Source organism: Pseudonocardia sp. EV170527-09, from assembly GCF_008369905.1.
In the GTDB taxonomy this organism is placed as follows: domain Bacteria; phylum Actinomycetota; class Actinomycetes; order Mycobacteriales; family Pseudonocardiaceae; genus Pseudonocardia.
In genome coordinates, this window is record NZ_VRMC01000072.1 from 1 (window position 1) to 20,889 (window position 20,889).

Sequence of the window (20,889 nt, forward strand, 5' to 3'; positions counted from 1 at the left end):
CCCTCGTGCATGAGCTCGAGCAGCGCCCGATCACGCAGCTTGTCCAGCTGCCCCAGCAGCACCAGGTAGGTCTCGTCCGGGACCGGGCGCGGCACCGTGTCAACGGTGCGGACCCGCAGGATCCGACGGACCGGGCGCTGATCGGCGCTGGTCAGCAGCGGTGGCCGATGCCGGCCCAGGACGCGGGCCGAAGACTGGTCGGCCTCGCGCAGGATCGGGTTCTCCACCTGCGAGTAGCCGCCGCAGCTGATCAGGAACTCGTAGAACGACGACACCGCGGACAGCACCCGATTGCAGGTGCGCGCCGACAACCGCCGGCCGTCCCCACTGACCAGACCGAGCTGGCTGCGCTGCGCCCTCCCAGCCGAGGACTGGACCCTCAGCCAAGCCAGGAACTCCGTGGCCAGCATCGGGGAGAACCCGCTGACCGGCTCGCCGCGCTCGTCGAGGAACTGCAGCAGTTTCATCAGATCGTAGGCATAAGCCCGGACCGTGTTCGGAGAGAAATCCCGCACAGCCAACGACAACAGGAACGCCGAGACCTCCGACACCGGCAAACCGGAGTCCTCGACCAGCATCACCGCCGGCTCTCCCAGCCGCTCCGGCTCGCACTTCACCACTCGCATGACCGCGAACTAGATCACGAAACGCGGCCGTCTGACCTGCAGCTTCCTCAGAGCGCAGGAGCAAGTGTCCAGATAAAGGGTGGTCTCCAGTTCGACAAGGGCACCTGGAGCGACATCGGCGGCACGAAGTACGCCCCCACCGCCGACGGTGCGACCAAGGAGCAGCAGATCGAGATCGCGACCAAGGTCCGCGACGCCCGCGGTGGTTACGGATCGTGGCCGGCATGTGCCAACAAACTGGGCCTTCCGAGGTGATCGGGCGTCCTGTGGTGTGGCGTACGGTCGCTGGCTGCTCGACGGGTGGTCGCGTAGGGTCCGTGGTCCCTCTCCCGGTCGTCTGCAGCACCTGCCCTGCCGACGGCGGCCCGGCCCCGATTCCCTACCCTTGGACCTCATGAGTTCGCCCACCCCCGACACGCCCCGGATCGGGAACCGCTACCGGCTCGACGAGCGGATCGGTGCCGGTGCGATGGGCGCCGTGTGGCGAGGGACGGACGAGCTGCTGAACCGGACGGTGGCGGTCAAGGAGCTGCTCGCGGCGGCGCTGCCGTCCGACGAACAGCTGGAGGAGTCCCGCCAGCGGATCCTGCGCGAGGGCCGGATCGGTGCCCGCCTGCAGCACGCGCACGTGATCAGCATGTTCGACGTCGTCGTCCACGACGACCGTCCGTGGCTGGTCATGGAGTACCTGCCGTCGCGCTCGCTGGCCGCGGTCCTCGCCGAGAAGGGCCCGATCCCGCCGCGGGAGGCCGCCGCGATCGGCCGTCAGGTCGCCGACGGGCTGGCCGCCGCGCACACCGCCGGTGTCGTGCACCGTGACATCAAGCCGGGCAACGTCCTGATCGCCGAGGACGGCCGGGCCAAGATCACCGACTTCGGTGTGTCCCGCGCCGTCGACGACGTCCAGCTCACCCGCACCGGCGTCATCGCCGGCACCCCGGCGTTCCTCGCCCCCGAGGTCGCCCGCGGCCAGGAGCCGACGGCCGCCTCGGACATCTTCGCGCTCGGCGCGATGCTCTACGCCTCGGTCGAGGGCGAGCCGCCGTTCGGCCTCGACGACAACGCCTACGCCCTGCTCCACAAGGTCGCCACCGGCGCGATCACCCCGCCGCGGGAGGCGGGCCCGCTGACCGCGCTGCTGATGCGCCTGCTCGCCAACGACCCCGCCGAGCGGCCCAGCGCCGCCCAGGCCCGCGACGCGCTCGCCCGGATCGCCGCGGGCCAGTCCGTCGCCGGTCTCGCGACGCCGTCGACGGCGTCCGCGGTGATGGACACCGGTGACGCCGTGGCCGCGCCGCACGGGCTCGCCGCGCAGGGCGGCGGGACGGTCGTCGACGCCCCGGCCGTCCCCGCGCCGCAGGTCATCCCCGGTCCCGGGGGGCGCGGTGGCCGCCGGAAGGGTACTCCCCGTTCCCGGGAGGGGCGGGGCCGTCGCACCCCGGTCGTGCTGGGTGTGCTCGCCGTGCTGCTCGTCGTCGGCGGCGGTGTCGCGTTCGGCATCTACTCGACCAACCAGCAGCAGGGCACCCCGCCGGTGATCGCCGCCCCGCCGACGAGCGGGTCGCCGTCGCCGAGCGCGACCCCGACGACCACGCCCGCGCCGACCACCTCCGCGACGCCGACGCCCACGCCGACCACCGGCACCGGACAGGTGCAGGACCCGGTGTCGTTCGTGCAGAACTACTACCGGATGCTGCCCGACGACATCGACGGCGCGTTCGCGATGCTCAGCCCCCAGGCACAGGCCCAGAGCCAGGGCATCCAGGGCTTCCGGTCCTTCTACAGCACCGTGCGCAACGTCTACGCCGAGAACCTGCGCAACGCCGGCCCGAACACGGTCACCGCGACCGTCGTGTTCATGCGCAACGACGGCACGACGACCCGGGAGAACTACCGGTTCGTCGTCGGCACCAACAGCGAGGGTCAGGAGATCCTGCAGTCGTTCAGCACGGCCTGACCCGCTCGGCCGGTCCGGGGCGCCCGCTCAGCCCCGTGCCGTCGTCGCGGTCACGAAGTCCACGATCCGGGCGTTCGCCGCGGCCCGGGTGTGCCGGTCGTGCACCTCGTGGCCCTCGTCCGGGATGCGCAGCAGCTCCACCGGGGCGCCGCGCCCGGCCAGCGCCGCGTGGATCGCGAGCGCCTGGGACAGCGGGACGTTCGTGTCGTGCTCGCCGTGCACGACCAGCAGCGGCACGGCGATCCGGTCCGCCGTCCGCAGCGGGGACAGGTCCTCCAGCAGCGCGCGGTCCCGGTCCGGGTGCCCGTACTCGGTCGTCGCGGGACCGCTGATCCAGGGCTCGGAGTCGGCGAAGAAGGCGGCCATGTCGGACATGCCGCACACGTCGACGCCGGCCGCGAACAGCTCCGGGAACCGGGTCAGCGCGGCGAGGGTGAGGAACCCGCCGTAGGACCGGCCGCCGACGACGATCCGGCGCGGGTCGACGTCGGGCACCCCGGCCAGGAGCCGGGTCGCGGCCCGTACGTCGGCGATCGACTCCGGCCGTAGTGGGCCGTCGTCGAGCCGGGCGAAGGCCCGCCCCCGCCCGGAGGAGCCGCGCACGTTCGGCGTGAGCACGGTGACCCCGGCTGCGACCAGCGCGTGCAGCAGGGGCGCCCAGCCGGGCCGCTCCTCGGACTCGGGGCCGCCGTGCAGCCAGACGAACCCCACCCCCGTCGGCGCCGACGGCCGGTGCAGCCACCCGGCCAGCCGCAGCCCGTCCTCGGCGGGGAAGCCGACCGCCTCCGGGCGCGGGGGCCGGGGTGTCACCGGGGTCCCGCCGAGCAGCGGTGTCGCCGGGCGGGCGTCGAGCGGCAGCCGCACCACGTACGGCGGCATTCCCGGGGAGTGGCCCGCGACCAGCAGCGACACGCCGTCGCGGGCGAAGGTCACCCCGGTGACGACGTCGCACGGCGCGGGGAGGCGCTCCGGTCTCCCGCCGCGCAGGTCGGCGATCTCGACCTGGCTGCGCCCGCCGACGTTCCACACCAGCGCGGCCCGCGGGCCGCCCGGGTCCAGCGCCACGACCTCCAGGTCGGCGCCGGGCCGGACGGCGACCGGGCGCGCGGGGGACAGGCGGTGCTCGGCCGTGGGGCCGAGTGCGACGGCGAGCAGCGCGGCGTGCTCGCGGTCGGCGTCGGTGTGCACCCACAGCGTGCCGGGGGCGGAGCCGAAGCGGGCGGCGGCGGTCAGCGCACCGCCGGGCCCGCCGATCACCCGGTCCCGGGTGCCGCGATGCAGGTCGACCAGCTCCAGGGCGCGCTCCCCACGACGCCCGGTGCGCAGCACGACCCGGCGGCCGTCCGCCGACACCGCCTGGACGACGGCCGCCTGCCCGGACCCGAGGACGGTGGAGGAGCCGTCACGCACGTCGACCAGGCAGGCGGTGCCGTCGCCCGGCTCGCTGCCGCGCGGTGTCGCGTCGGACAGCACGGTGACGCCGAGCGACCGTCCGGTCGGAGCCCAGGCCCCCAGCACGACGGCGGTGGCGTGCGTCGCGATCCCGACGGCCGGTCCGCCGTCGGGGTCGAGCAGCGCCACCCGGGTGCGGTCGCCGCCGCACGGGGCGACCTGCACCGCGATCCGGCTGCCGTCGGGGGGACCAGGACAGCGCCGTCACGTCGGCGTACGGGCCGGGCGCCGACAGCACCCGTGCCTCGTCCGGGTCGACCGGCCCGTCCGGCGGCAGCGTCGCGACGTGCACCCGTGGGCGCCCGGTGCGGTCGGAGATCCAGGCGATGCGGGTGCCGTCCGGGGACACCGCGGGGGAGTGGTGCCCGGGTGCGGCCCCGGCGCCGTCACGGTCGGGGACGGTCTGGGTGATCTGCCCGGTCTGCCCGGCCTCCACCGATCACACCCCCCGGTTCTGCCCTCGTGTCCTGCGGTTCCGCCTGGCCGGACGTCGAAACTACCCGGTGGGTCCGCGCCGGGTTCCACCTCACGTGCGCCGGGCCGCTCGTGCAAGACCCACAGCGTTTCGGGGTGATGACGTCCACTACGGCGAACGAGGGATTCGTTCGTAGGTAAAACGAACAAACTCTGGACCGGGACGGGCCCCGGGAGCATGCTCGCCGGAGCCGGACCCCCACCTCCAGGAGCAGACGATGGCCGTCCCCGCCCCGACCCCCGCCGACAAGTTCTCCTTCGGACTGTGGACCGTCGGCTGGACCGCAGCCGACCCGTTCGGCTCGCCCACCCGCCCCGAGCTCGACGTCGTCGAGGCCGTCGAGGAGCTCGCCGCACGCGGCGCGTGGGGCCTCACGTTCCACGACGACGACCTGTTCGGCTTCGCGCCGGACCCGGCCCACCGGGACCGGCAGATCGCACGCCTGCGGAAGGCGTGCGAGGCGACCGGCATGACCGTCCCGATGATCACCACGAACCTGTTCTCGCACCCGGTGTTCAAGGACGGCGGGTTCACCTCCAACGACCGCACCGTGCGGCGGCTCGCGCTGCGCAAGGTGCTGCACAACGTCGAGCTGGCCGCCGAGCTCGGTGCCCGCACCTTCGTGCTGTGGGGCGGACGGGAGGGCTCGGAGTACGATTCCGCGAAGGACGTCCGCGCCGCCCTGGACCGCTACCGCGAGGCCATGGACCTGCTCTGCGGGTACGTCCTGGAGCAGGGCCACGACATCCGGTTCGCGATCGAGCCCAAGCCGAACGAGCCCCGTGGAGACATCCTGCTGCCCACCGTCGGGCACGCTCTGGCCTTCGTCGAGCGGCTCGCCCACCCCGAGCTGGTCGGGGTCAACCCCGAGGTCGGGCACGAGCAGATGGCCGGGCTCAACATGGCCCACGGCGTCGCCCAGGCGTTGTGGGCCGGGAAGCTGTTCCACATCGACCTGAACGGCCAGCGCGGCATCAAGTACGACCAGGACCTGGTGTTCGGCCACGGTGACCTGCTCAACGCCTTCGCGCTGGTCGACCTGCTCGAGACCGCGGGTTACGACGGCCCCCGCCACTTCGACTACAAGCCCTCGCGCACCGAGGACCGCCGCGGGGTGTGGGACTCCGCCGAGGCGAACATGCGGACCTACCTGCTGCTGCGCGAGCGGGCGGCCGCGTTCCGGGCCGACCCCGAGGTCGTCGCCGCGCTCGCCGAGGCCGGGGTGCCCGCGCTGTCCGAGCCGACGCTGGGAGCCGGGGAGACCGCGGCGGACCTGCTCGCCGACCCGGCGCTGGACACCGTCGACCCGGACGCGCTCGGCCGTCGCGGGTACGGCTTCGTCCGGCTGCACCAGCTCGTGGTGGAGCACCTCGCCGGAGCACGATGAGCTCCGTGCCCGACCGACCGGCTCCCCGTCCCCAGGCCCTGCCCGCGCGTCCCCCGACGGTGCGCCGGCACAACCTCGGGCTGCTGCTGGGAGTGCTGCGGACGGCCCCGTCGTCGCGGGCATCGCTCGCCGCGGCGACCGGGCTGACCCGCGGGACCGTCGCGGGGCTGCTCGACCCGCTGGTCGCCGCGGGGGTGCTCGCGGAGGGGGAGCCGGACCGCACCGGGGTCGGGCGGCCCGGGACACCGCTGGCGTTCGCCGGCACCGGGCCCGTCGTGCTGGCCGTGTCGGTCGAGGTCGACGGCGTCGACGCTGTGGTCACGGGCCTGGACGGGCAGGTGGTGCGCAGGTCGCGCCGGCGCCGGGACCACCGCGGCCTCGACCCGGAGGCGGTGTTCGGGCGGGCCGCTCGGACCGTGGCGACCCTGGCCGCGCGCACCGGACGTCCGGTCGCCGGGGCGGGGATCGCCGTCCCCGGACCGGTGCACGGCTCCGACGGCGCGGCAGTGCTGCTGCGGGCCCCGAACCTACCCCGGCTCGACGGCTGCCGCCCCGCCGAGCACGCCGACGCACTCGGCGGGGTGCCGCTGCTCGTCGGCAACGAGGCCTCGCTCGGCGCGCTCGCGCACCTGGGCCAGGCCGACGACTTCGTCTACGTCTCCGCCGACGTCGGGATCGGCGGCGGGATCGTCGTCGACGGGCGGGTGCTGCCCGGTGCCCGCGGCGTCGCCGGGGAGATCGGGCACGTCGTGATCGAGCGCGACGGGCGGCGCTGCGGCTGCGGCGGCACCGGCTGCGTCGAGGTCTACGCGGGCCTGCCCGCCCTGCTCGGCGACGCGGGCGCCGCCGACGTCGCCGCGCTGCGGACCGCCGCCCGCGCGGGGGACCCGGCCGCGACGGGGGCGCTGGCCCGGGCCGGCACCGCACTCGGGACGGCGCTGACGTCGGTGCTCCACGTCGTCGACGTCGGCACCGTCGTCCTCGGCGGCAGCTACGCCGAGCTGGGCACCTGGCTGGCGCCCGCGGTGCGGGCGGAGCTCGTGCGTCGCCGGGTCGCGACCGGGCCGGACGTCGCGGTGGTCGTGTCCCCGCACGGCCGCGCGGCCACCGTCACCGGCACCGCCCGCGCCGTCGCCGACCGGGTGCTGGGCGAGCCGGACCTGCTGCTCGCCGGCTGAGCCGCCTCAGGCCAGCACCCAGGTGTCCTTCGCCCCACCGCCGCGCGAGGAGTTCACGATCATCCCGCCGGGCGGGGCGACCCGTGACAGCGCCGCGGGCAGCACGTCGACCTCGGGCACTCCGCCGGCGCCGGGGGACTGCACCGCGAAGACCCGCAGGTCCACGGCCTGGGGCTGCAGGGCACCGTCGGTGAACGTGGGGTGGGTGGAGATCCCGACGAGGTCCTGGGCGACCCAGCCGGCCGGGGTGGCCCGGATCGCCTCGGCCACCCGGTCCAGCTCGGCCCGACCGGCGTACGGGCCGATCACGATCCCGGCGCCGCCGTAGCCGTCGACGGGTTTGAGCACCAGCTGGTCGAGCCGGTCCAGGACCTGCTCACGGGCCGCCGGGTCGACGCAGGGCAGCGTCGGCACCGAGGCCAGCACGGGCTTCTCCCCGAGGTAGTAGCGGATCATCTCCGGCACGTAGGCATAGACCAGCTTGTCGTCGGCGACGCCGTTGCCGGGCGCGTTGCGCAGCGCGACCCGTCCACGGGCCATCGCCGCCCACAGCGCGCGTCCGAGCGGCCGGTGGTCGGCGCCGCGAGCGGTGGCGAGTTCGTTCTCGTCCATCCGACGGTAGAGGGTGGTGATCCGGCGCCGTCGCCCCCCGCCGACGAGGAACACCGCGCCGTCGGTGACCTGCAGCCGCGCCGGGGTCACCAGCGGGACGTCCATCGCCTCGGCGAGCAGCTGGTGCTCGAAGAACGCCGGGTCCACCTCGCCCGCGGTCAGCAGCGCGGCCTCCCCGTCGGGCCCGTCGGGGTCGCCCGCCGCGAGCGCGGCGCGCAGCCGTTCCGGCACGTCGTCGAGGTGGCGCACCTCCGACGGCGACTCCAGGTCGGGCAGCACGCTGCGGATCAACCGCCGGCTCATCATCGAGAACCCGATGCCCGACGGGACCCGCAGGTTGTCCTCCAGCACGACCCAGCCGTCGGCGTCGTCGCGGACCAGGTCGATGCCGCCGACGGCGATCCGGACGGCGTCCGGGGGTACCAGCGCGCCGGAGCGGGTGCGACCGGGGGCCTGCTCGACCACCGACCCGGGGACGACCCGGTCCCGCACGATCTCACGGCGGCCGTAGACGTCGCGGACGAAGCACTCCAGCGCCCGGATCCGCTGCTCCAGCCCGGACGCCAGGTGTGCCCAGTCCTGGGCCTCGATGATCCGTGGCACCAGGTCCAGCGGGAACAGCCGCTCGCCGTCGTCGCCGGGCTCGACGCCGGGCACCGGGAAGGTCACCCCGCGGGCGCGCTGCTCGGTGCGCAGGGCGGCTTCCGCCGCGACCAGACCGCGCGGGCCGAGCCGCTCCAGCGACCGGAACAGCCAGCCGTAGCCGGGCCGGACGGCGCCGTTCGCGTCGACGGCCTCGTCGTAGCGGGGCGGGACGTAGCCGTGCAGCAGCTCCGGCGCGGACGGCACGGTCTCCGCGGGGGCCGACGGTGGCCGCTCGCCGTGCGTTCGTGCCAGCAGGTCGTCGACGACGTCGGCCAGCGAGCCGCGACGCCCGAAGGCCCGCCGCTGCGCCGCCGCGCCCGACCCGCGGGCCAGGACGCCCTCGGCGAGCTCGGCGACCTGGTCGTGGTCACCGACCTCTTCCAGCCACGGCCGCAGCTCCTCGACCAGCCCGCGCAGCTGCATCGACGGGGAGCTCAGCGTCGGGGGACCGCCGGGAGCCCGGCCGATGTCGACGAGGTCGCCCTCCAGCCCGGACCGTGCGGCCCGCCACCCGGCCGCGCGCAGCAGCTCGTACCGGGCGCGGGGCAGCGGCCTGCCCGCCTCGGTGTCGGCGCGGGCGCGGGCGACCAGGGCACGGAACAGTCCCGCGACCAGTACGACGTCGTCGACGTCGGGGCAGGCGTCGCACAGCCGGAGCTCGACGGTCGGCAGGTGCGCGCTGGGGCGGACGTCGAAGTAGAGCATCCCGGCGTCGCTGATCGTCCCGGACGCGATGAGCTCGTCGATCATCGCGTCGTACTCGGCGGCGGTGGTGACGTCACCGGGCGGTCCCGCGGTGGGCCAGCGCTGCCAGATCATGCTGCGGTAGCTGGCGTAGCCGGTGTCGTGGCCGCGCCAGTACGGTGAGCTGGCGGTGATCGCGAGCAGGGTCGGCAGCGCGGGCGCGACCCGGCGCGAGACCTGCACGGCGGTGTCGCGGTCGGGGACGTCGACGTGCACCTGCACCCCGCAGATGTGCTGCTCGCGCACCAGCATCTGGTACTCGTGCTGCATCCGCTCGTAGCGGGCGCCGGCCGAGATGTCGTCGCCGGACAGGTCGACCAGCGGCACCGTCCCGGCCGCGACGACACCCAGCCCCAGCGGCTCGGCGGCCTCGCGCAGCCGGTTGCGCAGGCGTCGCACGTGGGCGCGCAGCTCGTCCAGCGACGGGGTCGCGGGCGAGTTCGTCTCGACCAGCGACCGTTGCAGCTCGGGGAAGAACTCCGCCCCGTCCAGGTGCTCCAACAACCGTTCCGCGTCGGGCGCGGCCCGGCGGTCGGCCAGGCCGACCACGTGGAACTCCTCCTCGACCCCCACCAGCGGCACGTTCCCCACGGCCGGTGACGCTAGGTGGCTCCTGTTACGTCCGTGTGTCCCGCGGCGATCACGCCCGACACCGCGCCGGCCGCTGGTCCGGACGGCGGTATCGGGCCCTCTGTCCGGACCAGTTCCCACTGGGTGTTCTCGCTAGCGTGTCCGGATCCGCCGACCCCACGGAGCCGCCATGACCACCGCCCGCCGCGCGCGGGCCCTGGTCGCGCTGGTCCAGGTGCTCGGGCTCGCCGTGTGGTTCTCCGCGTCCGCGGTGCTGCCCGAGCTGCGCGCCGAGTGGAACCTGTCCGCGACGGCCGGGGTCTGGCTGACGACGTCGGTGCAGCTCGGGTTCGCCGCCGGCGCGGTGGTCTCGGCGGTGCTGACCCTCGCCGACCGAGTCCCGCCGCAGCGGTTGCTCGCGGCCGGCGCGGCCGCGGCCGCGGCGTGCACGCTGCTGCTCGCCGCCGTCGTCGACGGGCCGGTGGCGGCGCTGGTGCTGCGGACGTTGACCGGGGTGTGTCTCGCGCTCGTCTACCCGGTCGGCATGAAGATCATGACGTCCTGGTCGGACCGGTCGCGCCGGGCCCGCGACCTCGGGGTGCTGGTCGGCGCGCTGACCGTCGGGTCGGCGCTGCCGCACCTGATCGGTGGGCTGCCCGGGCTGCCGTGGCGCGGGGTGCTCGCCGGCGCCGCGCTGTGCGGGCTCGCGGCGGCCGCGCTGGCCCACTGGTGCCTGCGTCCCGGACCGGCGCTCGCCCCGGCCCCGCCCCCGGACACCGGCTACGCGCTGCGGCTGCTCCGGGAGCCCGGCCCGCGGCTGGTCGTGCTCGGCTACCTCGGGCACATGTGGGAGCTGTACGCGCTCTGGACCTGGCTGGGCGCCGCACTCGCCGGTGGCGACCCCGGCCCGTCGGAGCACCTGCTGGTGTTCGTGGCGGCCGGGCTGGGCGGCGCCGCCGGCTGCGTGCTGGGCGGCCGCGCCGCGGACCGCTACGGACGCGTCCCGGTGATCGCGACCGCGCTGCTGGTCAGCGGCGTCTGCTGCGTGACGTCCCCGTTCGTGATCGGCGCGGCGCCCCTGCTGGTGAGCGCGTTCTGCGTGCTGTGGGGCGCGGCCGCCGTCGCCGACTCCGCGGTCCTGACGACGGCGACCATCGAGATCGCCGACCCCCGCTACACCGGCACCGCCCTGACCGTGCAGACCGCGCTGGGGTTCCTGCTCACCGTCGCCGGGATCGCGACGGTCCCGGTCGTCGCGGCCGCGGTCGGATGGCAGGCGGCGCTCGTGGTGCTCGCCGTCGGCCCGGTGCTGGGACTGCCCGCGGTGCTCGCACTGCGCCGGCACCTGCCCGCCGCGCCGGCCCCGTCGGTCACCCTCTCGGCCGGCCCCGCCGCGGGCCTTCCGATGGACCTGCCGACGGTCGAGCTCCCCCGGATCGCGACGGACGACCACCCGACCGCACCGCTGCCCCGGGTGGTGGCCGGGCCGCCGACCGTGGAGCTGTACCGCCTGCGCCGGGCGGCGGGCGTGGAACCCGACCCGTCCGGTGTCGCCGGCCGCGTCGCGCGCGTGCTGTCCGACCGGTCCCGGGGCGCCGTCCCACCGGCCGCTGCCCCACCGCCCGCTGTTCCCCCGGTCGCTGCCCAGCCGGTCGCTCCCCGGCTCGACGGCGTCCCGCCCGACACGGCCCCGCCGGCTGCCCGCCGATCGGGGTGGGGCACCGGTGCGGCTCCGCGACGGCGGGACCGACCGGGCGGGTGACCCCGGGGCATCGGCAGGCGGGCCGCGGCGGGCCCCGGGATCGTGGCGCCGGGGCGCAGCGCGCAACGGACCGCACCCGGCTGGTCGTGCAGGGATTCGCTTACCCGGTAAGCGAGTTCGCGGAGGGGGCCTCCGGAAACGCGGCGTCGGAGGCCCCGGCAGCCCGGGCGATCCGCAGCAGGTCCGCGTGCTGGGCCGCCGCCTCGTCGGGCGTCATCGGGTCGCCGTTCCGGGCACGAACACCCGGGTGGCGACGGCCGAGGGTGCCGTGCCGACGTCGAGCAGCAGCCCCACGGCTGCCGCCCAGTCCCGGCGGTAGGCGTCCGGCCCGAACGACGGCGGCGCTCCGTTCTCCAGCAGGTCCCCGGCGAAGAGCACGCCCGCGTCGGGGACGTGCGCCGCCAGGTCGTGTCCGGTGTGGGCGGGGCCGGGATGCACGAGCTGCACGACGCGTCCGCCCAGTTCGACCGGGTGCACCGAGCCGGGGCGGGGGCACACGGGGCGGTCGGGGAGCACCGGGACGGTGGCGGCGAGCGCGTCGGCCGGTGCGGCGGCGGTCGAGCCGCCTGTGTCGCCGGAGCCGCGGGTGTCCCCGTCGCCGGTGTCGCCGGTGTCTCCGGAGTCGCGGTAGTGCCGGACCCAGTGGGCGCGCTGCGCGGCGGCCGTCGCCAGGAGCGCGCCGGCGCAGCCTGCCTGGGCGTACACCGGGGCTCCGGGGAACGCGGCGGTGCCGAAGCAGTGGTCGAAGTGTGCGTGGGTGAGGGCCACGACGACCGGCAGCGCGGTCACCGCACGCACCGCGGCGGCGAGCTCGGCGCCCTGGATGGTGTCGCCGCGGGTGTCGATCACCAGCGCCGCGGAGGTGCCGAGCACGAGGCCGGTGGTCAGGTCCAGCTCGTCGTGTCGGCGAGCGAGCACACCGTCGGCGAGCTCCACCCAGCGTCCGTCCGCCCGCTGCCCGTCCGCCCGCTGCCCGTCCATCCGGTGATCCTCGCGCTCAGACCGCGATCGCGGCGGACCGGCCCAGGGCGTCGGTTCCCGGGCCGAGCACCTCCGCGGTCCCGCGGGCCACCCGCTCGGCCGTCCAGGCACAGGCCAGTGCGTCGAGGACGTCATCGAGCCGGGCTGCGGTGGGCAGGTCACCGAGCGACGCGGCGGAGGGGACCCACCCCGACAGCGCCGCGACCCGCTGGCCCGCCCCGCGCGCGGTCTTCTTCGACGCGAACGCGACCGACGGCGCCATCGTGCGGAACGACAGCTCCGGGTGCGTCTCGACCACCGACGACGGCAGCCGCACCTGCTGGAACTCCCGGATCTTCCCGACGATGTGCCAGGTCTGGAGGCTGATCTTCTTCCCCGTGACGGCCCGTGCGGCGGCACAGGCCTCCTCGTAGGTCTGCGCGTCGAGCACCGGAGCGGGCGGGGTGGGGAACAGCGAGGACCGCGCCCGGCCCAGCCGCGCCGACGCGAGGATCTCGGCCTCGCGCCGCTGCGCACCGGTCGGGACCGACAACGGGATGTCGACCCCCACGGCGTCGCACCCGGCCGTCGCGGCCAGCACCGACGCCGCGTCGGGGACCACCGTCCACGTCACCTCACGTGCTGCTCCGCTGCCGGAGAGCACGCACACCACCCAGCCACCCGGGACCCCGTCCACGCCGCCGATCCGCATGGGGGAGGATCGTGCCCCGTGCGCGTCTACCTGGGCAGTGACCACGCCGGTTTCGAGGTCAAGGGCAAGCTCGTCGAGTACCTGACCGAGAAGGGGATCGAGGCGATCGACGTCGGGGCCCCGACCTACGACGCCCTCGACGACTACCCCGCGTGGTGCATCGAGACCGCGCGGCGCGTGGTCGAGGACCCGACGTCCCTCGGCATCGTGCTCGGCGGATCCGGCAACGGCGAGCAGATCGCCGCCAACAAGGTGCAGGGCATCCGCGCCGCGCTGGCGTGGAACGAGGCCACCGCCACCCTCGCCCGCGAGCACAACGACGCCCAGATCATCGGCATCGGCGCGCGGCAGCACTCGTTCACCGAGCTCGTCGCGATCGTCGACGCCTTCATCGCCACCCCGTTCTCCGGCGACGCGCGCCACCAGCGCCGCATCGACCAGGTCCTCGACTACGAGCGGACCGGGAAGATTGAGCTCCCCGCGTCCTGATCCCCGAGTCCTGACCCGGAGCCGAGATGCCCGAGGGACACACGCTGCATCGGCTGGCGCGGCTGCACCGGAAGCTGTTCGTCCGCCGGCCGGTCGGCGTCTCCAGCCCGCAGGGCCGCTTCGCCGCCTCCGCGGCACTGCTCGACGGCGAGGTGATGACCGGCGCCGAGGCGCACGGCAAGCACCTGTTCCACCGCTACGGCCGCGACCGCGTCGTACACGTCCACCTCGGGCTGTACGGCACGTTCGTCGAACAGCCGCTGCCCGCGCCGGAACCGGTCGGGCAGCTGCGGATGCGGCTCGTCGGGCAGACCCACTATGCCGACCTGCGCGGCCCGACCGCCTGCGAGCTCCTCACCTCGGCCGAGGCCCGCGCGCTGCGGGCCCGGCTGGGTGCGGACCCGCTGCGTACCGACGCCGACCCGGACACGGTCTGGGCCCGGATCTCGGCCTCGCGCAGCCCGCTCGCGACGTTGCTGATGGACCAGAAGGTGCTCGCCGGCGTCGGGAACGTCTACCGCGCCGAGGTCCTGTTCCGGCACGGCCTGGACCCGCAGCTCCCGGGCCGGGCGCTGGACCGGCAGACGTGGGACGCGATGTGGGCCGACCTGGTCGTGCTCATGCGTGACGGCGTGCGGACCGGCCGCATCGACACCGTCCGCCCCGAGCACGACCCGCGCCGCCGCGGACAGCCCGGGCGCACGGACCGGCACGGCGGGGAGGTCTACGTCTACCGCCGCGCGGGGATGGACTGCCTCGTCTGCGGGACGCCGGTGCGGCACGCCGAGCACCAGAACCGCAACCTGTTCTGGTGCCCGCGCTGCCAACCGGCAGCCGTCTAGGGACTCGGCCTAGGGTGGCGGCCGTGGTGGAGCAGAAGCCGATCGAGTGCTGGATGACCGACATGGACGGCGTCCTCGTCCGCGAGGGCACCATCGTCCCGGGGGCGGACACCCTGTTGTCGCGGCTGCGCGACAAGGACGTCCCGTTCCTGGTCCTGACCAACAACAGCATCCACACCCCCCGTGACCTGCGCTACCGGCTGCAGGCCACCGGCCTCGACGTGCCGGAGGAGTCGATCTGGACCTCCGCGCTCGCCACGGCCGCGTTCCTCGGGGAGCAGCGCCCGCAGGGCAGCGCCTACGTGATCGGTGAGGCCGGGCTGACCACCGCGCTGCACGACATCGGCTACGTCATCACCGACCGCAACCCCGACTACGTGGTGCTCGGCGAGACCCGCACCTACAGCTTCTCCTCGATCGCCACCGCGATGCGTCTGGTCGAGCAGGGCTCCCGGTTCGTCGCCACCAACCCCGACGCGACCGGCCCGTCGCCCGAGGGCATCCTCCCCGCGACCGGCTCGGTCGCCGCGATGATCTCCAAGGCGACCGGGGTCGACCCCTACTTCGTCGGCAAGCCGAACCCGCTGATGATGCGGGCCGCGCTCAACCGGCTCGGTGCGCACTCGGAGTCCACGGTCATGATCGGCGACCGGATGGACACCGACATCCTCGCCGGGCTGGAGGCCGGGATGCGCACGGTGCTGGTGCTCTCGGGGATCACCAAGGAGCACGAGATCGACCGGTTCCCGTTCCGCCCGAACCGGGTCGTCTCCTCGGTCGCGGACCTGATCGACGACGTCTGACCCCGCCCCGGACCTGCGGGGTTGCGAACTACACCGATGTGGTTCACCCTCGAACGCATGTACGGAGAACTGGTGTCCTGGCAGCGGTGCGCCGCCTGCGGCGCGGAGGCCGAGCTCCCCGGAGACGAGACGGCGGGCGTCGCCGTCCCGTGCCCGGACTGTCCCGGCTCGATGACCGAGGAGTTCAGTTGGGACGCGGTCGCGGCCTGAACGACCCGCTCAGATCTTGAACCCCAGCGCGCTGGGCTCGCCCCGGCGCAGCGCCGCGACGTGCTCGACGACCGTGGTCAGCGAGTGCAGGTCGTGGCCGTTGCGCATGGCCGAGACCAACGCGCGCTCGGCGGCCTCGATGCCCTCGGCGGTCTCGACGACCTCGGCGAGCCGGTCCGGCGCGGCGATGAGCAGCCCGTCGTCGTCGCCGCACACCAGGTCGCCCGGGCTCACGACGAGCCCGCCGAACGACACCATCTCGTCGACGGTGCCGGGGTCGCTCGTGCTGCCCGACGCCGGGCAGGTCCCGCGGGCGAACACCGGCAGCCCGATCCCGCGCAGCCCGCGGATGTCGCGGACCAGCCCGTCGACGACGATCCCGGCCAGTCCGCGCCGCTTCGCCTCGGTCGCGAACAGCTCACCGGACACGGCGCGGTGACCACCGGCTCCGGCGACGACGAGCACCGAGCCGGGGCGGGCGGCGGACAGCGCCGCGAACATCGGCAGGTGGTCGTCCACACACGAGACCGTCACCGCGGGGCCGGCCATCGACACGTCCGGGACCAGGGCCCGGATCGCCGGGTCCACCACGGGCAGCGACTTGTCGGCGTCGCAGAGGGAGGACACCTGCAGCTCGCGCAGACGGTCGAGGAGATCGGGCATGGACGTCATCCTGTCGCACCTCCCGCCGTTGCGCGTCGTCGAGCGTCGGCGGCGCGCGCGGCGATCTCCGAGCGGCGCACCTTCCCTGCGTCGTCGCGGAGCGGGTGGTCGACGACGTCGATGCTCCGTGGCTGTTTGGCCCTGCTCAGGCGTCCGTCGAGGAACTCGCGGAGATCGTTCTCGATGCCCGGTTCGGCCTGCACCACGGCGTGCACGACGTGCCCGTAGTCGGCGTCGGGCAGGCCGACGACGACGGCGTCGCGCACCCCGGGGTGCGCGGTCAGCGCGGCCTCGACCTCGGCCGGGTACACGTTCGCGCCGCCGACGAGGATCATGTCCGAACGTCGGTCGGCCAGGTACAGATAGCCGTCGGCGTCCAGTGAGCCCATGTCGCCGAGTGACTCCCAGCCGTCCCGCTCGCGCGCGGCGGCGCCCAGGTAGTGGTACGTCGGCGCCCCGCCGGACCGCATCCAGATCTCGCCGGTGACGCCGGGGCCGAGCTCGCGGCCGTCGTCGTCGCGGACGGTGATCTCGCCGCGGGTGACCCGTCCGACCGAACCCGGGTGTGCCAGCCAGTCGCGGCCGTCGATCGCGGTGCCGGCCTGGGACTCGGTGCCGGAGTAGATCTCGAACACCGTCTCCGCGCCGACCCGGTCGATCCAGCCGCGCTTGACCTCCGGCGGGCAGGGCGCGCCGACGTGCAGCACGGTCCGCAGGGTGCTGAGGTCGCAGGCGGCCCAGTCGGCGTCGGGCAACCGCAGCATCCGGCTCATCATGGTCGGCACCGCGTAGAGCCAGGTCACGCCGTACGCGGGGATCATCGACAACGCCCGGGCGGCGTCGAACCGGCCCATGAGCACGACGTGGTGGCCCTGCAGCAACGCCATCAGCGTGAACATGAACGGGGCGTTGTGGTGCAGCGGTGCGGTGCAGCCGAACACGCCGTCGCGGTCGATCCGCAGCCCGTCGACGCGGGCCAGGACCTGTTCGACGCAGGCGGCCTGACCGGCGACGATCACCTTCGGCGTGCCGGTCGACCCGCCCGAGGTGGGTGCCTTCCAGCTGGGTCCGATCACGTCGGGGAGCGGGCCGTCGGCGTACTTGTCGGCGTCGACCGGGGTGTCGAGGACGAGCGCCGGCGCGGCGACGGCGAGCACCCCGTCGCGCTCGGCGGCGGGCAGCCGGGCCGACAGCGGCTGGGGCACCGCACCGATCTTCCACGCCGCCACCGAGCACTCGAGGTGCGCGGCGGCGTTCGGCAGCGCGATCGACACCAGGTCCCCGCGCCCGACCCCGCGGTCGGCGAACGCCCTGGCCAGGCGGTTGGTACGGGCGTCGAACTCCGCGCGGGTGCGCACCAGGCCGGTGCCGTCGGGGCTGTCCTCGGTGACCAGCGGGCGGTCCGGGTCGGCGGCGACGAGCGCGCGCAGTCGGACGGCGAGCGCGGTCGCGCCGGCGGGGACCTCGGGCTCGGGGAGGCGGTGTCGGTGGGGACGTTCGGTCATGCGGTCCTCCCGATGGTGCCGGTGACGGCGGGGTCGAGCCGCTCGTCGTCGGGGACCGGTCCGCGGGCGAGCACGTACCGGGCCGCCGCGAGCGAGACGAGCACGATCACCAGCGAGTACCCGACGACGGGCACGATCGACCCGGTCGCGGCCAGCAGCGACTGCCCGACCAGCGGGGCGGTGCCGCCGAACAGCGTGCCCGCCAGCGCGTAGGACAGCGAGATCGCGGTGTAGCGCATCCGCGCGGGGAACGCCTCGGCCAGCATCCCGGCCAGGATCGCGTAGTACATCGTGTGCGGCAGCGTCGCGAGCGCCATGCCGAGTGCGGCCAGCCCGAAGCTCCCGGTGGAGATCAGCCAGAACATCACCGGGAACAGCGGCAGCTCGATCAGCAGCAGCGCGGTGACGACCTTCCGCGGGTTCCACCAGGTCGCCATGAACGCCCCGAGCGGCTGGGTGAAGAACTGCACGGTCGAGCTGATCAGCACGACGTTGAGGAACACCTGCCGGTCGAATCCGAGGTCGTTGACCGCCCAGGACAGCGCGAACGTGTTCTTGAAGTACGCCGCCGCGGCCACCAGCGCGCACGCACCGACCGAGACGACCACCAGCGTGGTCCGTTCCCGCAGCAGCTCCGCGAGCGGGAACCGCGCCGTGGTGCCGCGCGAGCGCATCGCGACCAGCGCGGGGCTCTCCTCGATCCGCAGCCGGATCACCAGCCCGACGACGACCAGCGCCGCCGACACGAGGAACGGCACCCGCCAGCCCCAGGAGAGGAAGGCCTCCTCCGGCAGCATTGCGACGAGCGCGAACGAGCCGGTGGCGAGCATCTGCCCGGCCGGGCTGCCCTGCTGGGCGAAGGCGCCGTAGAGGATCCGGCGGTTCTTCGACGCGTGCTCCGAGGCGATCAGCACCGCGCCGCCCCACTCGCCGCCGACCGCGAGGCCCTGGACCAGCCGGGCCACGACCAGCAGCACCGGCGCGAGGACGCCGACGTCGTCGTAGACGGGCAGCACCCCGATCGCGAGTGTGGAGACACCCATGAGCAGCAGCGTCGCGACCAGGGCGGTCTTGCGGCCGAGCCGGTCACCGAGGTGCCCGAACACGATCCCGCCGATGGGCCGGGCCAGGAACCCGACCCAGAACGTCGCGAACGAGGCCAGCACCCCCGCGGCGGGGGAGGCGTTCGGGAAGAACAACGGCCCGAGCACCAGCGCCGCGGCGGTGCCGTAGATGTAGAAGTCGTACCACTCGATGGTGGTGCCGACGAACGAGGCGATCCCCGCCTTGCGGCGCATCGACGGTGTGCTCGTGCTCAACCCGGTGCCCCCTTGCACTCCTCGTGGAGCGACCGTCGCGACCACGCCGCCGTGACCGTCGCCACGCAACGGTAGAACAGCATTGGGACGTCGTTGGGACGCTCTCGCTTCCCTTTCTGTCGATCGACCGACATGATGGCGCGGTGGAGCTACGGCAGCTGGAGTCGTTCGTCGTCGTTGCCGAGGAGCTGCACTTCGGCCGGGCCGCGGCCCGGCTGCAGGTCTCGGGGCCGCCACTGTCCCAGCAGATCCGCCGGCTCGAACGCGAGGTCGGCGCGACGCTGTTCGACCGGCACACCCGTGCCGTCGCGCTCACCCCGGCGGGCGCGGCGTTCCTGCCCCGGGCCCGTCGCGCCCTCGCCGCCGCGGACGAGGCGACCGACGCTGCGCGCGAGGCCGCCGCGGGCAGCACCGGGTCGGTCCGACTCGGGTTCGCCGGACCCAGCTCCAACGCCTGGCTGTACCGGACCGCCCGGCGCTTCCGCGCGCACCGCCCGCGGGCCCGGCTGGTGCTGGTCACCGGCCGTTTCTCCGGCGAGCTGGCCGAGGACCTGCGCGCCGACCGGGTCGACGCCGCGCTGATCCGCACCCCGGTCGACGACGACGGTCTCGTCGTCCACGAGATCGACAGGCACCGGCTCGTCGCCGCGCTGCCCGAGGAGCACCCGCTCGCCGGGCGGGACGCGATCGACCTGGCCGAGCTGGCCCATGACCCGTTCGTCGCCTACCCGGCCCGGCGGATGGCGGTCATGCGGACCCCGGTCGACGCCGCCTGCCTGCACGCCGGCTTCCTGCCGCGCATCGAGCAGGAGGCCCCCGAGACGCACACCCTGCTGTCGTTGGTCGGGGCCGGTGTCGGGGTGGGTCTGGCACTGGAGGCGACGGCGGAGCTGCGTACACCGGGGGTGGTGCTGGTGCCGCTGACCGAACCGCCGGAGGTGCCGCTGGCGCTGGCGTGGAAGGCGGACGCGGAGAATCCGGTGCTGGCGGCGCTGTTGCAGGCAGCCGGTGTGGGTGGTGCGGACGTGCGGGGTGTCGGGCCGGTCTGACCTGCGTCGATCTGCCGACCCGACACCCCGACGGGCTCAGCCGGTGGCCCCGGCCCGGGCGATGTAGTCGATCATCGCCGGGTCCGGGCCGCCCGCCGCGGCCACCTCGCCGGGGTTCTCCTCCCGCAGCCGGTACAGCTTCCGGCGCAACGACTCGTCGCCGTGGTGGAAGGTCGCCAGCAGCTCCGACCACCGCGCCGCGAGCGCCTGCACGCGCGGTTCCGACGGGTCTGCCGGTGTCCATCTCGGCCCGGACCGCGGCGATCAGCCCCGGCCACGCGGCCGCGGTCGCCTCCCCCTCGGCACGGCGCGCCCGGAGCGCAGCGACCTGCTCGGGAGTGAAATACTGCGCGAAGGTGTCGTTCACCCTGCTCACCTCATCGATCATCGTCAACACGTCCGACGGGTCGGGGTCCGGCGCCTCCCGGAGCCGGTCGACGACCGCCGCGAGCGTGCCCCGCAGGGCGTGCAGCGCGGCCAGCCGGGCGTCGACCTGGCCCAGGTGCGCGGTGAGGACGTCGGCGAAGGACCCCGACGACAGCAGCTCGCCGATGGCGTCCAGCGGCAGCCCCAGCTCCCGCAGGGCGACCACCTGGTAGACGCTGCGGACGTCCTGGTCGTCGTAGACCCGATGGCCCGAGGACGTCCGTGCCGACGGCACGACCAGTCCCCGCTCCTCCCAGTGGTGCAGGGTGCGCACCGTCAGCCCGGTGGCCCGGGCCAGCTCGCCGACCTTCACCCCGTCCCCCTACCCGTCGCACCGCCACGGCGTGGCGGCATGATGGACGGTGCCGCCTCACGTCGCGTGAGGTGCAAGCCCCGACCGGCACCGTTCTGCCGCGACACGCCGGACCAGGCGACACGCCGGTCACGAATTCACCCCCGCGGGTGGTCGGAACCCGTCCACGGGCCGGGCATCCGGTCACGCT

Annotated in this window: 18 protein-coding genes and 2 pseudogenes; 10 read left to right on the forward strand and 10 right to left on the reverse strand. The window is 74.7% G+C overall.

The features are described 5' to 3' along the window. Nucleotides 1–626 (reverse strand): site-specific integrase (locus tag FVA95_RS20440; RefSeq protein ID WP_161992375.1); only part of this gene is annotated, 626 nt, incomplete at its 3' end. Between the two features lie 78 nt (nucleotides 627–704). Here FVA95_RS20440 and FVA95_RS33100 point away from each other — a divergent pair. Both FVA95_RS33100 and FVA95_RS20450 read left to right on the forward strand, forming a co-directional pair. Then, nucleotides 705–881: pseudogene (locus FVA95_RS33100) on the forward strand (transglycosylase family protein); the annotation flags it as partial. 139 nt (nucleotides 882–1,020) lie between these two features. After that, nucleotides 1,021–2,583 (forward strand): serine/threonine-protein kinase, encoded by a 1,563-nt coding sequence (locus tag FVA95_RS20450; protein ID WP_149665615.1) that lies wholly within the window; start codon nucleotides 1,021–1,023, stop codon nucleotides 2,581–2,583. A gap of 27 nt (nucleotides 2,584–2,610) precedes the next feature. Here the strand turns inward: FVA95_RS20450 and FVA95_RS20455 are convergent, their stop codons facing one another. Further along, entirely contained in the window at nucleotides 2,611–4,200 is a 1,590-nt protein-coding gene (locus FVA95_RS20455; RefSeq protein ID WP_240051625.1) for a prolyl oligopeptidase family serine peptidase, read from the reverse strand. A gap of 527 nt (nucleotides 4,201–4,727) precedes the next feature. On the opposite strand from FVA95_RS20455, the gene xylA reads away from it, so the two are divergent. Together xylA and FVA95_RS20470 are read left to right on the forward strand one after the other, a co-directional pair. Then, nucleotides 4,728–5,897: a xylose isomerase gene (gene xylA / locus FVA95_RS20465; protein WP_075310770.1), complete on the forward strand. Its 1,170-nt coding sequence runs from the start codon at nucleotides 4,728–4,730 to the stop codon at nucleotides 5,895–5,897. A gap of 5 nt (nucleotides 5,898–5,902) precedes the next feature. Continuing rightward, nucleotides 5,903–7,075, forward strand: coding sequence for an ROK family protein (locus FVA95_RS20470; RefSeq protein ID WP_161992377.1), 1,173 nt, complete (start codon nucleotides 5,903–5,905; stop codon nucleotides 7,073–7,075). A 6-nt stretch (nucleotides 7,076–7,081) separates the two neighbouring features. On the opposite strand, the gene FVA95_RS20475 is transcribed toward FVA95_RS20470, so the two are convergent. Next, nucleotides 7,082–9,667, reverse strand: a complete 2,586-nt coding sequence (locus FVA95_RS20475; RefSeq protein WP_149665619.1) for a carboxylate--amine ligase/circularly permuted type 2 ATP-grasp protein — start codon at nucleotides 9,665–9,667, stop codon at nucleotides 7,082–7,084. A 169-nt stretch (nucleotides 9,668–9,836) separates the two neighbouring features. On the opposite strand from FVA95_RS20475, the gene FVA95_RS20480 reads away from it, so the two are divergent. Beyond that, the gene (locus FVA95_RS20480; protein ID WP_149665620.1) at nucleotides 9,837–11,408 is read left to right on the forward strand and encodes an MFS transporter; all 1,572 of its coding nucleotides are present in this window, start codon (nucleotides 9,837–9,839) and stop codon (nucleotides 11,406–11,408) included. Between the two features lie 213 nt (nucleotides 11,409–11,621). Here the strand turns inward: FVA95_RS20480 and FVA95_RS20485 are convergent, their stop codons facing one another. Then, nucleotides 11,622–12,389, reverse strand: coding sequence for an MBL fold metallo-hydrolase (locus FVA95_RS20485; RefSeq protein WP_193564390.1), 768 nt, complete (start codon nucleotides 12,387–12,389; stop codon nucleotides 11,622–11,624). Between the two features lie 16 nt (nucleotides 12,390–12,405). Next, entirely contained in the window at nucleotides 12,406–13,080 is a 675-nt protein-coding gene (locus tag FVA95_RS20490) for a DUF429 domain-containing protein (protein WP_149665621.1), read from the reverse strand. A gap of 18 nt (nucleotides 13,081–13,098) precedes the next feature. Here FVA95_RS20490 and FVA95_RS20495 point away from each other — a divergent pair, with 18 nt between their 5' ends. The 4 genes from FVA95_RS20495 to FVA95_RS30930 all read left to right on the forward strand — a co-directional run bounded on the left by FVA95_RS20495 (nucleotide 13,099) and on the right by FVA95_RS30930 (nucleotide 15,424). After that, the gene (locus FVA95_RS20495) at nucleotides 13,099–13,569 is read left to right on the forward strand and encodes a ribose-5-phosphate isomerase (protein WP_149665622.1); all 471 of its coding nucleotides are present in this window, start codon (nucleotides 13,099–13,101) and stop codon (nucleotides 13,567–13,569) included. A gap of 26 nt (nucleotides 13,570–13,595) precedes the next feature. Next, nucleotides 13,596–14,411, forward strand: coding sequence for an Fpg/Nei family DNA glycosylase (locus FVA95_RS20500; protein WP_149665623.1), 816 nt, complete (start codon nucleotides 13,596–13,598; stop codon nucleotides 14,409–14,411). 62 nt (nucleotides 14,412–14,473) lie between these two features. Beyond that, entirely contained in the window at nucleotides 14,474–15,214 is a 741-nt protein-coding gene (locus tag FVA95_RS20505; protein ID WP_240051628.1) for an HAD-IIA family hydrolase, read from the forward strand. Nucleotides 15,215–15,271: 57 nt separating this feature from the next. Beyond that, nucleotides 15,272–15,424 (forward strand): hypothetical protein, encoded by a 153-nt coding sequence (locus FVA95_RS30930; protein WP_158071523.1) that lies wholly within the window; start codon nucleotides 15,272–15,274, stop codon nucleotides 15,422–15,424. Nucleotides 15,425–15,433: 9 nt separating this feature from the next. Here FVA95_RS30930 and FVA95_RS20510 read toward each other — a convergent pair whose 3' ends face one another. The 3 genes from FVA95_RS20510 to FVA95_RS20520 are packed head-to-tail and all read right to left on the reverse strand — an operon-like array spanning nucleotide 15,434 to nucleotide 18,911. After that, nucleotides 15,434–16,096: an RraA family protein gene (locus FVA95_RS20510; protein WP_043280548.1), complete on the reverse strand. Its 663-nt coding sequence runs from the start codon at nucleotides 16,094–16,096 to the stop codon at nucleotides 15,434–15,436. Then, the gene (locus FVA95_RS20515) at nucleotides 16,093–17,592 is read right to left on the reverse strand and encodes an AMP-binding protein (RefSeq protein ID WP_149665625.1); all 1,500 of its coding nucleotides are present in this window, start codon (nucleotides 17,590–17,592) and stop codon (nucleotides 16,093–16,095) included. Before FVA95_RS20515 ends, FVA95_RS20510 begins: the two co-directional genes overlap by 4 nt. Continuing rightward, a complete protein-coding gene (locus FVA95_RS20520) occupies nucleotides 17,589–18,911 on the reverse strand; it encodes an MFS transporter (RefSeq protein ID WP_240051626.1) in 1,323 nt (440 codons plus the stop codon). Before FVA95_RS20520 ends, FVA95_RS20515 begins: the two co-directional genes overlap by 4 nt. Nucleotides 18,912–19,054: 143 nt before the next feature. Here FVA95_RS20520 and FVA95_RS20525 point away from each other — a divergent pair, with 143 nt between their 5' ends. After that, on the forward strand, nucleotides 19,055–19,960 hold the full coding sequence (locus FVA95_RS20525) for a LysR family transcriptional regulator (protein WP_161992378.1): 906 nt from the start codon (nucleotides 19,055–19,057) through the stop codon (nucleotides 19,958–19,960). Between the two features lie 36 nt (nucleotides 19,961–19,996). Here FVA95_RS20525 and FVA95_RS32135 read toward each other — a convergent pair whose 3' ends face one another. Both FVA95_RS32135 and FVA95_RS33990 read right to left on the reverse strand, forming a co-directional pair. Further along, entirely contained in the window at nucleotides 19,997–20,173 is a 177-nt protein-coding gene (locus FVA95_RS32135; protein ID WP_205015914.1) for a hypothetical protein, read from the reverse strand. A 241-nt stretch (nucleotides 20,174–20,414) separates the two neighbouring features. Further along, nucleotides 20,415–20,699: pseudogene (locus tag FVA95_RS33990) on the reverse strand (MerR family transcriptional regulator); the annotation flags it as partial. Between the last annotated feature and the right edge of the window lie 190 nt (nucleotides 20,700–20,889).

Coding starts and splice junctions, on each gene's coding strand:
- FVA95_RS20450 (WP_149665615.1), top strand. CDS start 1,021: ATGAGTTCGCCCACCCCCGACACGCCCCGGATCGGGAACCGCTACCGG.
- xylA (WP_075310770.1), top strand. CDS start 4,728: ATGGCCGTCCCCGCCCCGACCCCCGCCGACAAGTTCTCCTTCGGACTG.
- FVA95_RS20480 (WP_149665620.1), top strand. CDS start 9,837: ATGACCACCGCCCGCCGCGCGCGGGCCCTGGTCGCGCTGGTCCAGGTG.
- FVA95_RS20485 (WP_193564390.1), bottom strand. CDS start 12,389: ATGGACGGGCAGCGGGCGGACGGGCAGCGGGCGGACGGACGCTGGGTG.
- FVA95_RS20490 (WP_149665621.1), bottom strand. CDS start 13,080: ATGCGGATCGGCGGCGTGGACGGGGTCCCGGGTGGCTGGGTGGTGTGC.
- FVA95_RS20500 (WP_149665623.1), top strand. CDS start 13,596: ATGCCCGAGGGACACACGCTGCATCGGCTGGCGCGGCTGCACCGGAAG.
- FVA95_RS20505 (WP_240051628.1), top strand. CDS start 14,474: ATGGACGGCGTCCTCGTCCGCGAGGGCACCATCGTCCCGGGGGCGGAC.
- FVA95_RS30930 (WP_158071523.1), top strand. CDS start 15,272: ATGTACGGAGAACTGGTGTCCTGGCAGCGGTGCGCCGCCTGCGGCGCG.
- FVA95_RS20510 (WP_043280548.1), bottom strand. CDS start 16,096: ATGACGTCCATGCCCGATCTCCTCGACCGTCTGCGCGAGCTGCAGGTG.
- FVA95_RS20515 (WP_149665625.1), bottom strand. CDS start 17,592: ATGACCGAACGTCCCCACCGACACCGCCTCCCCGAGCCCGAGGTCCCC.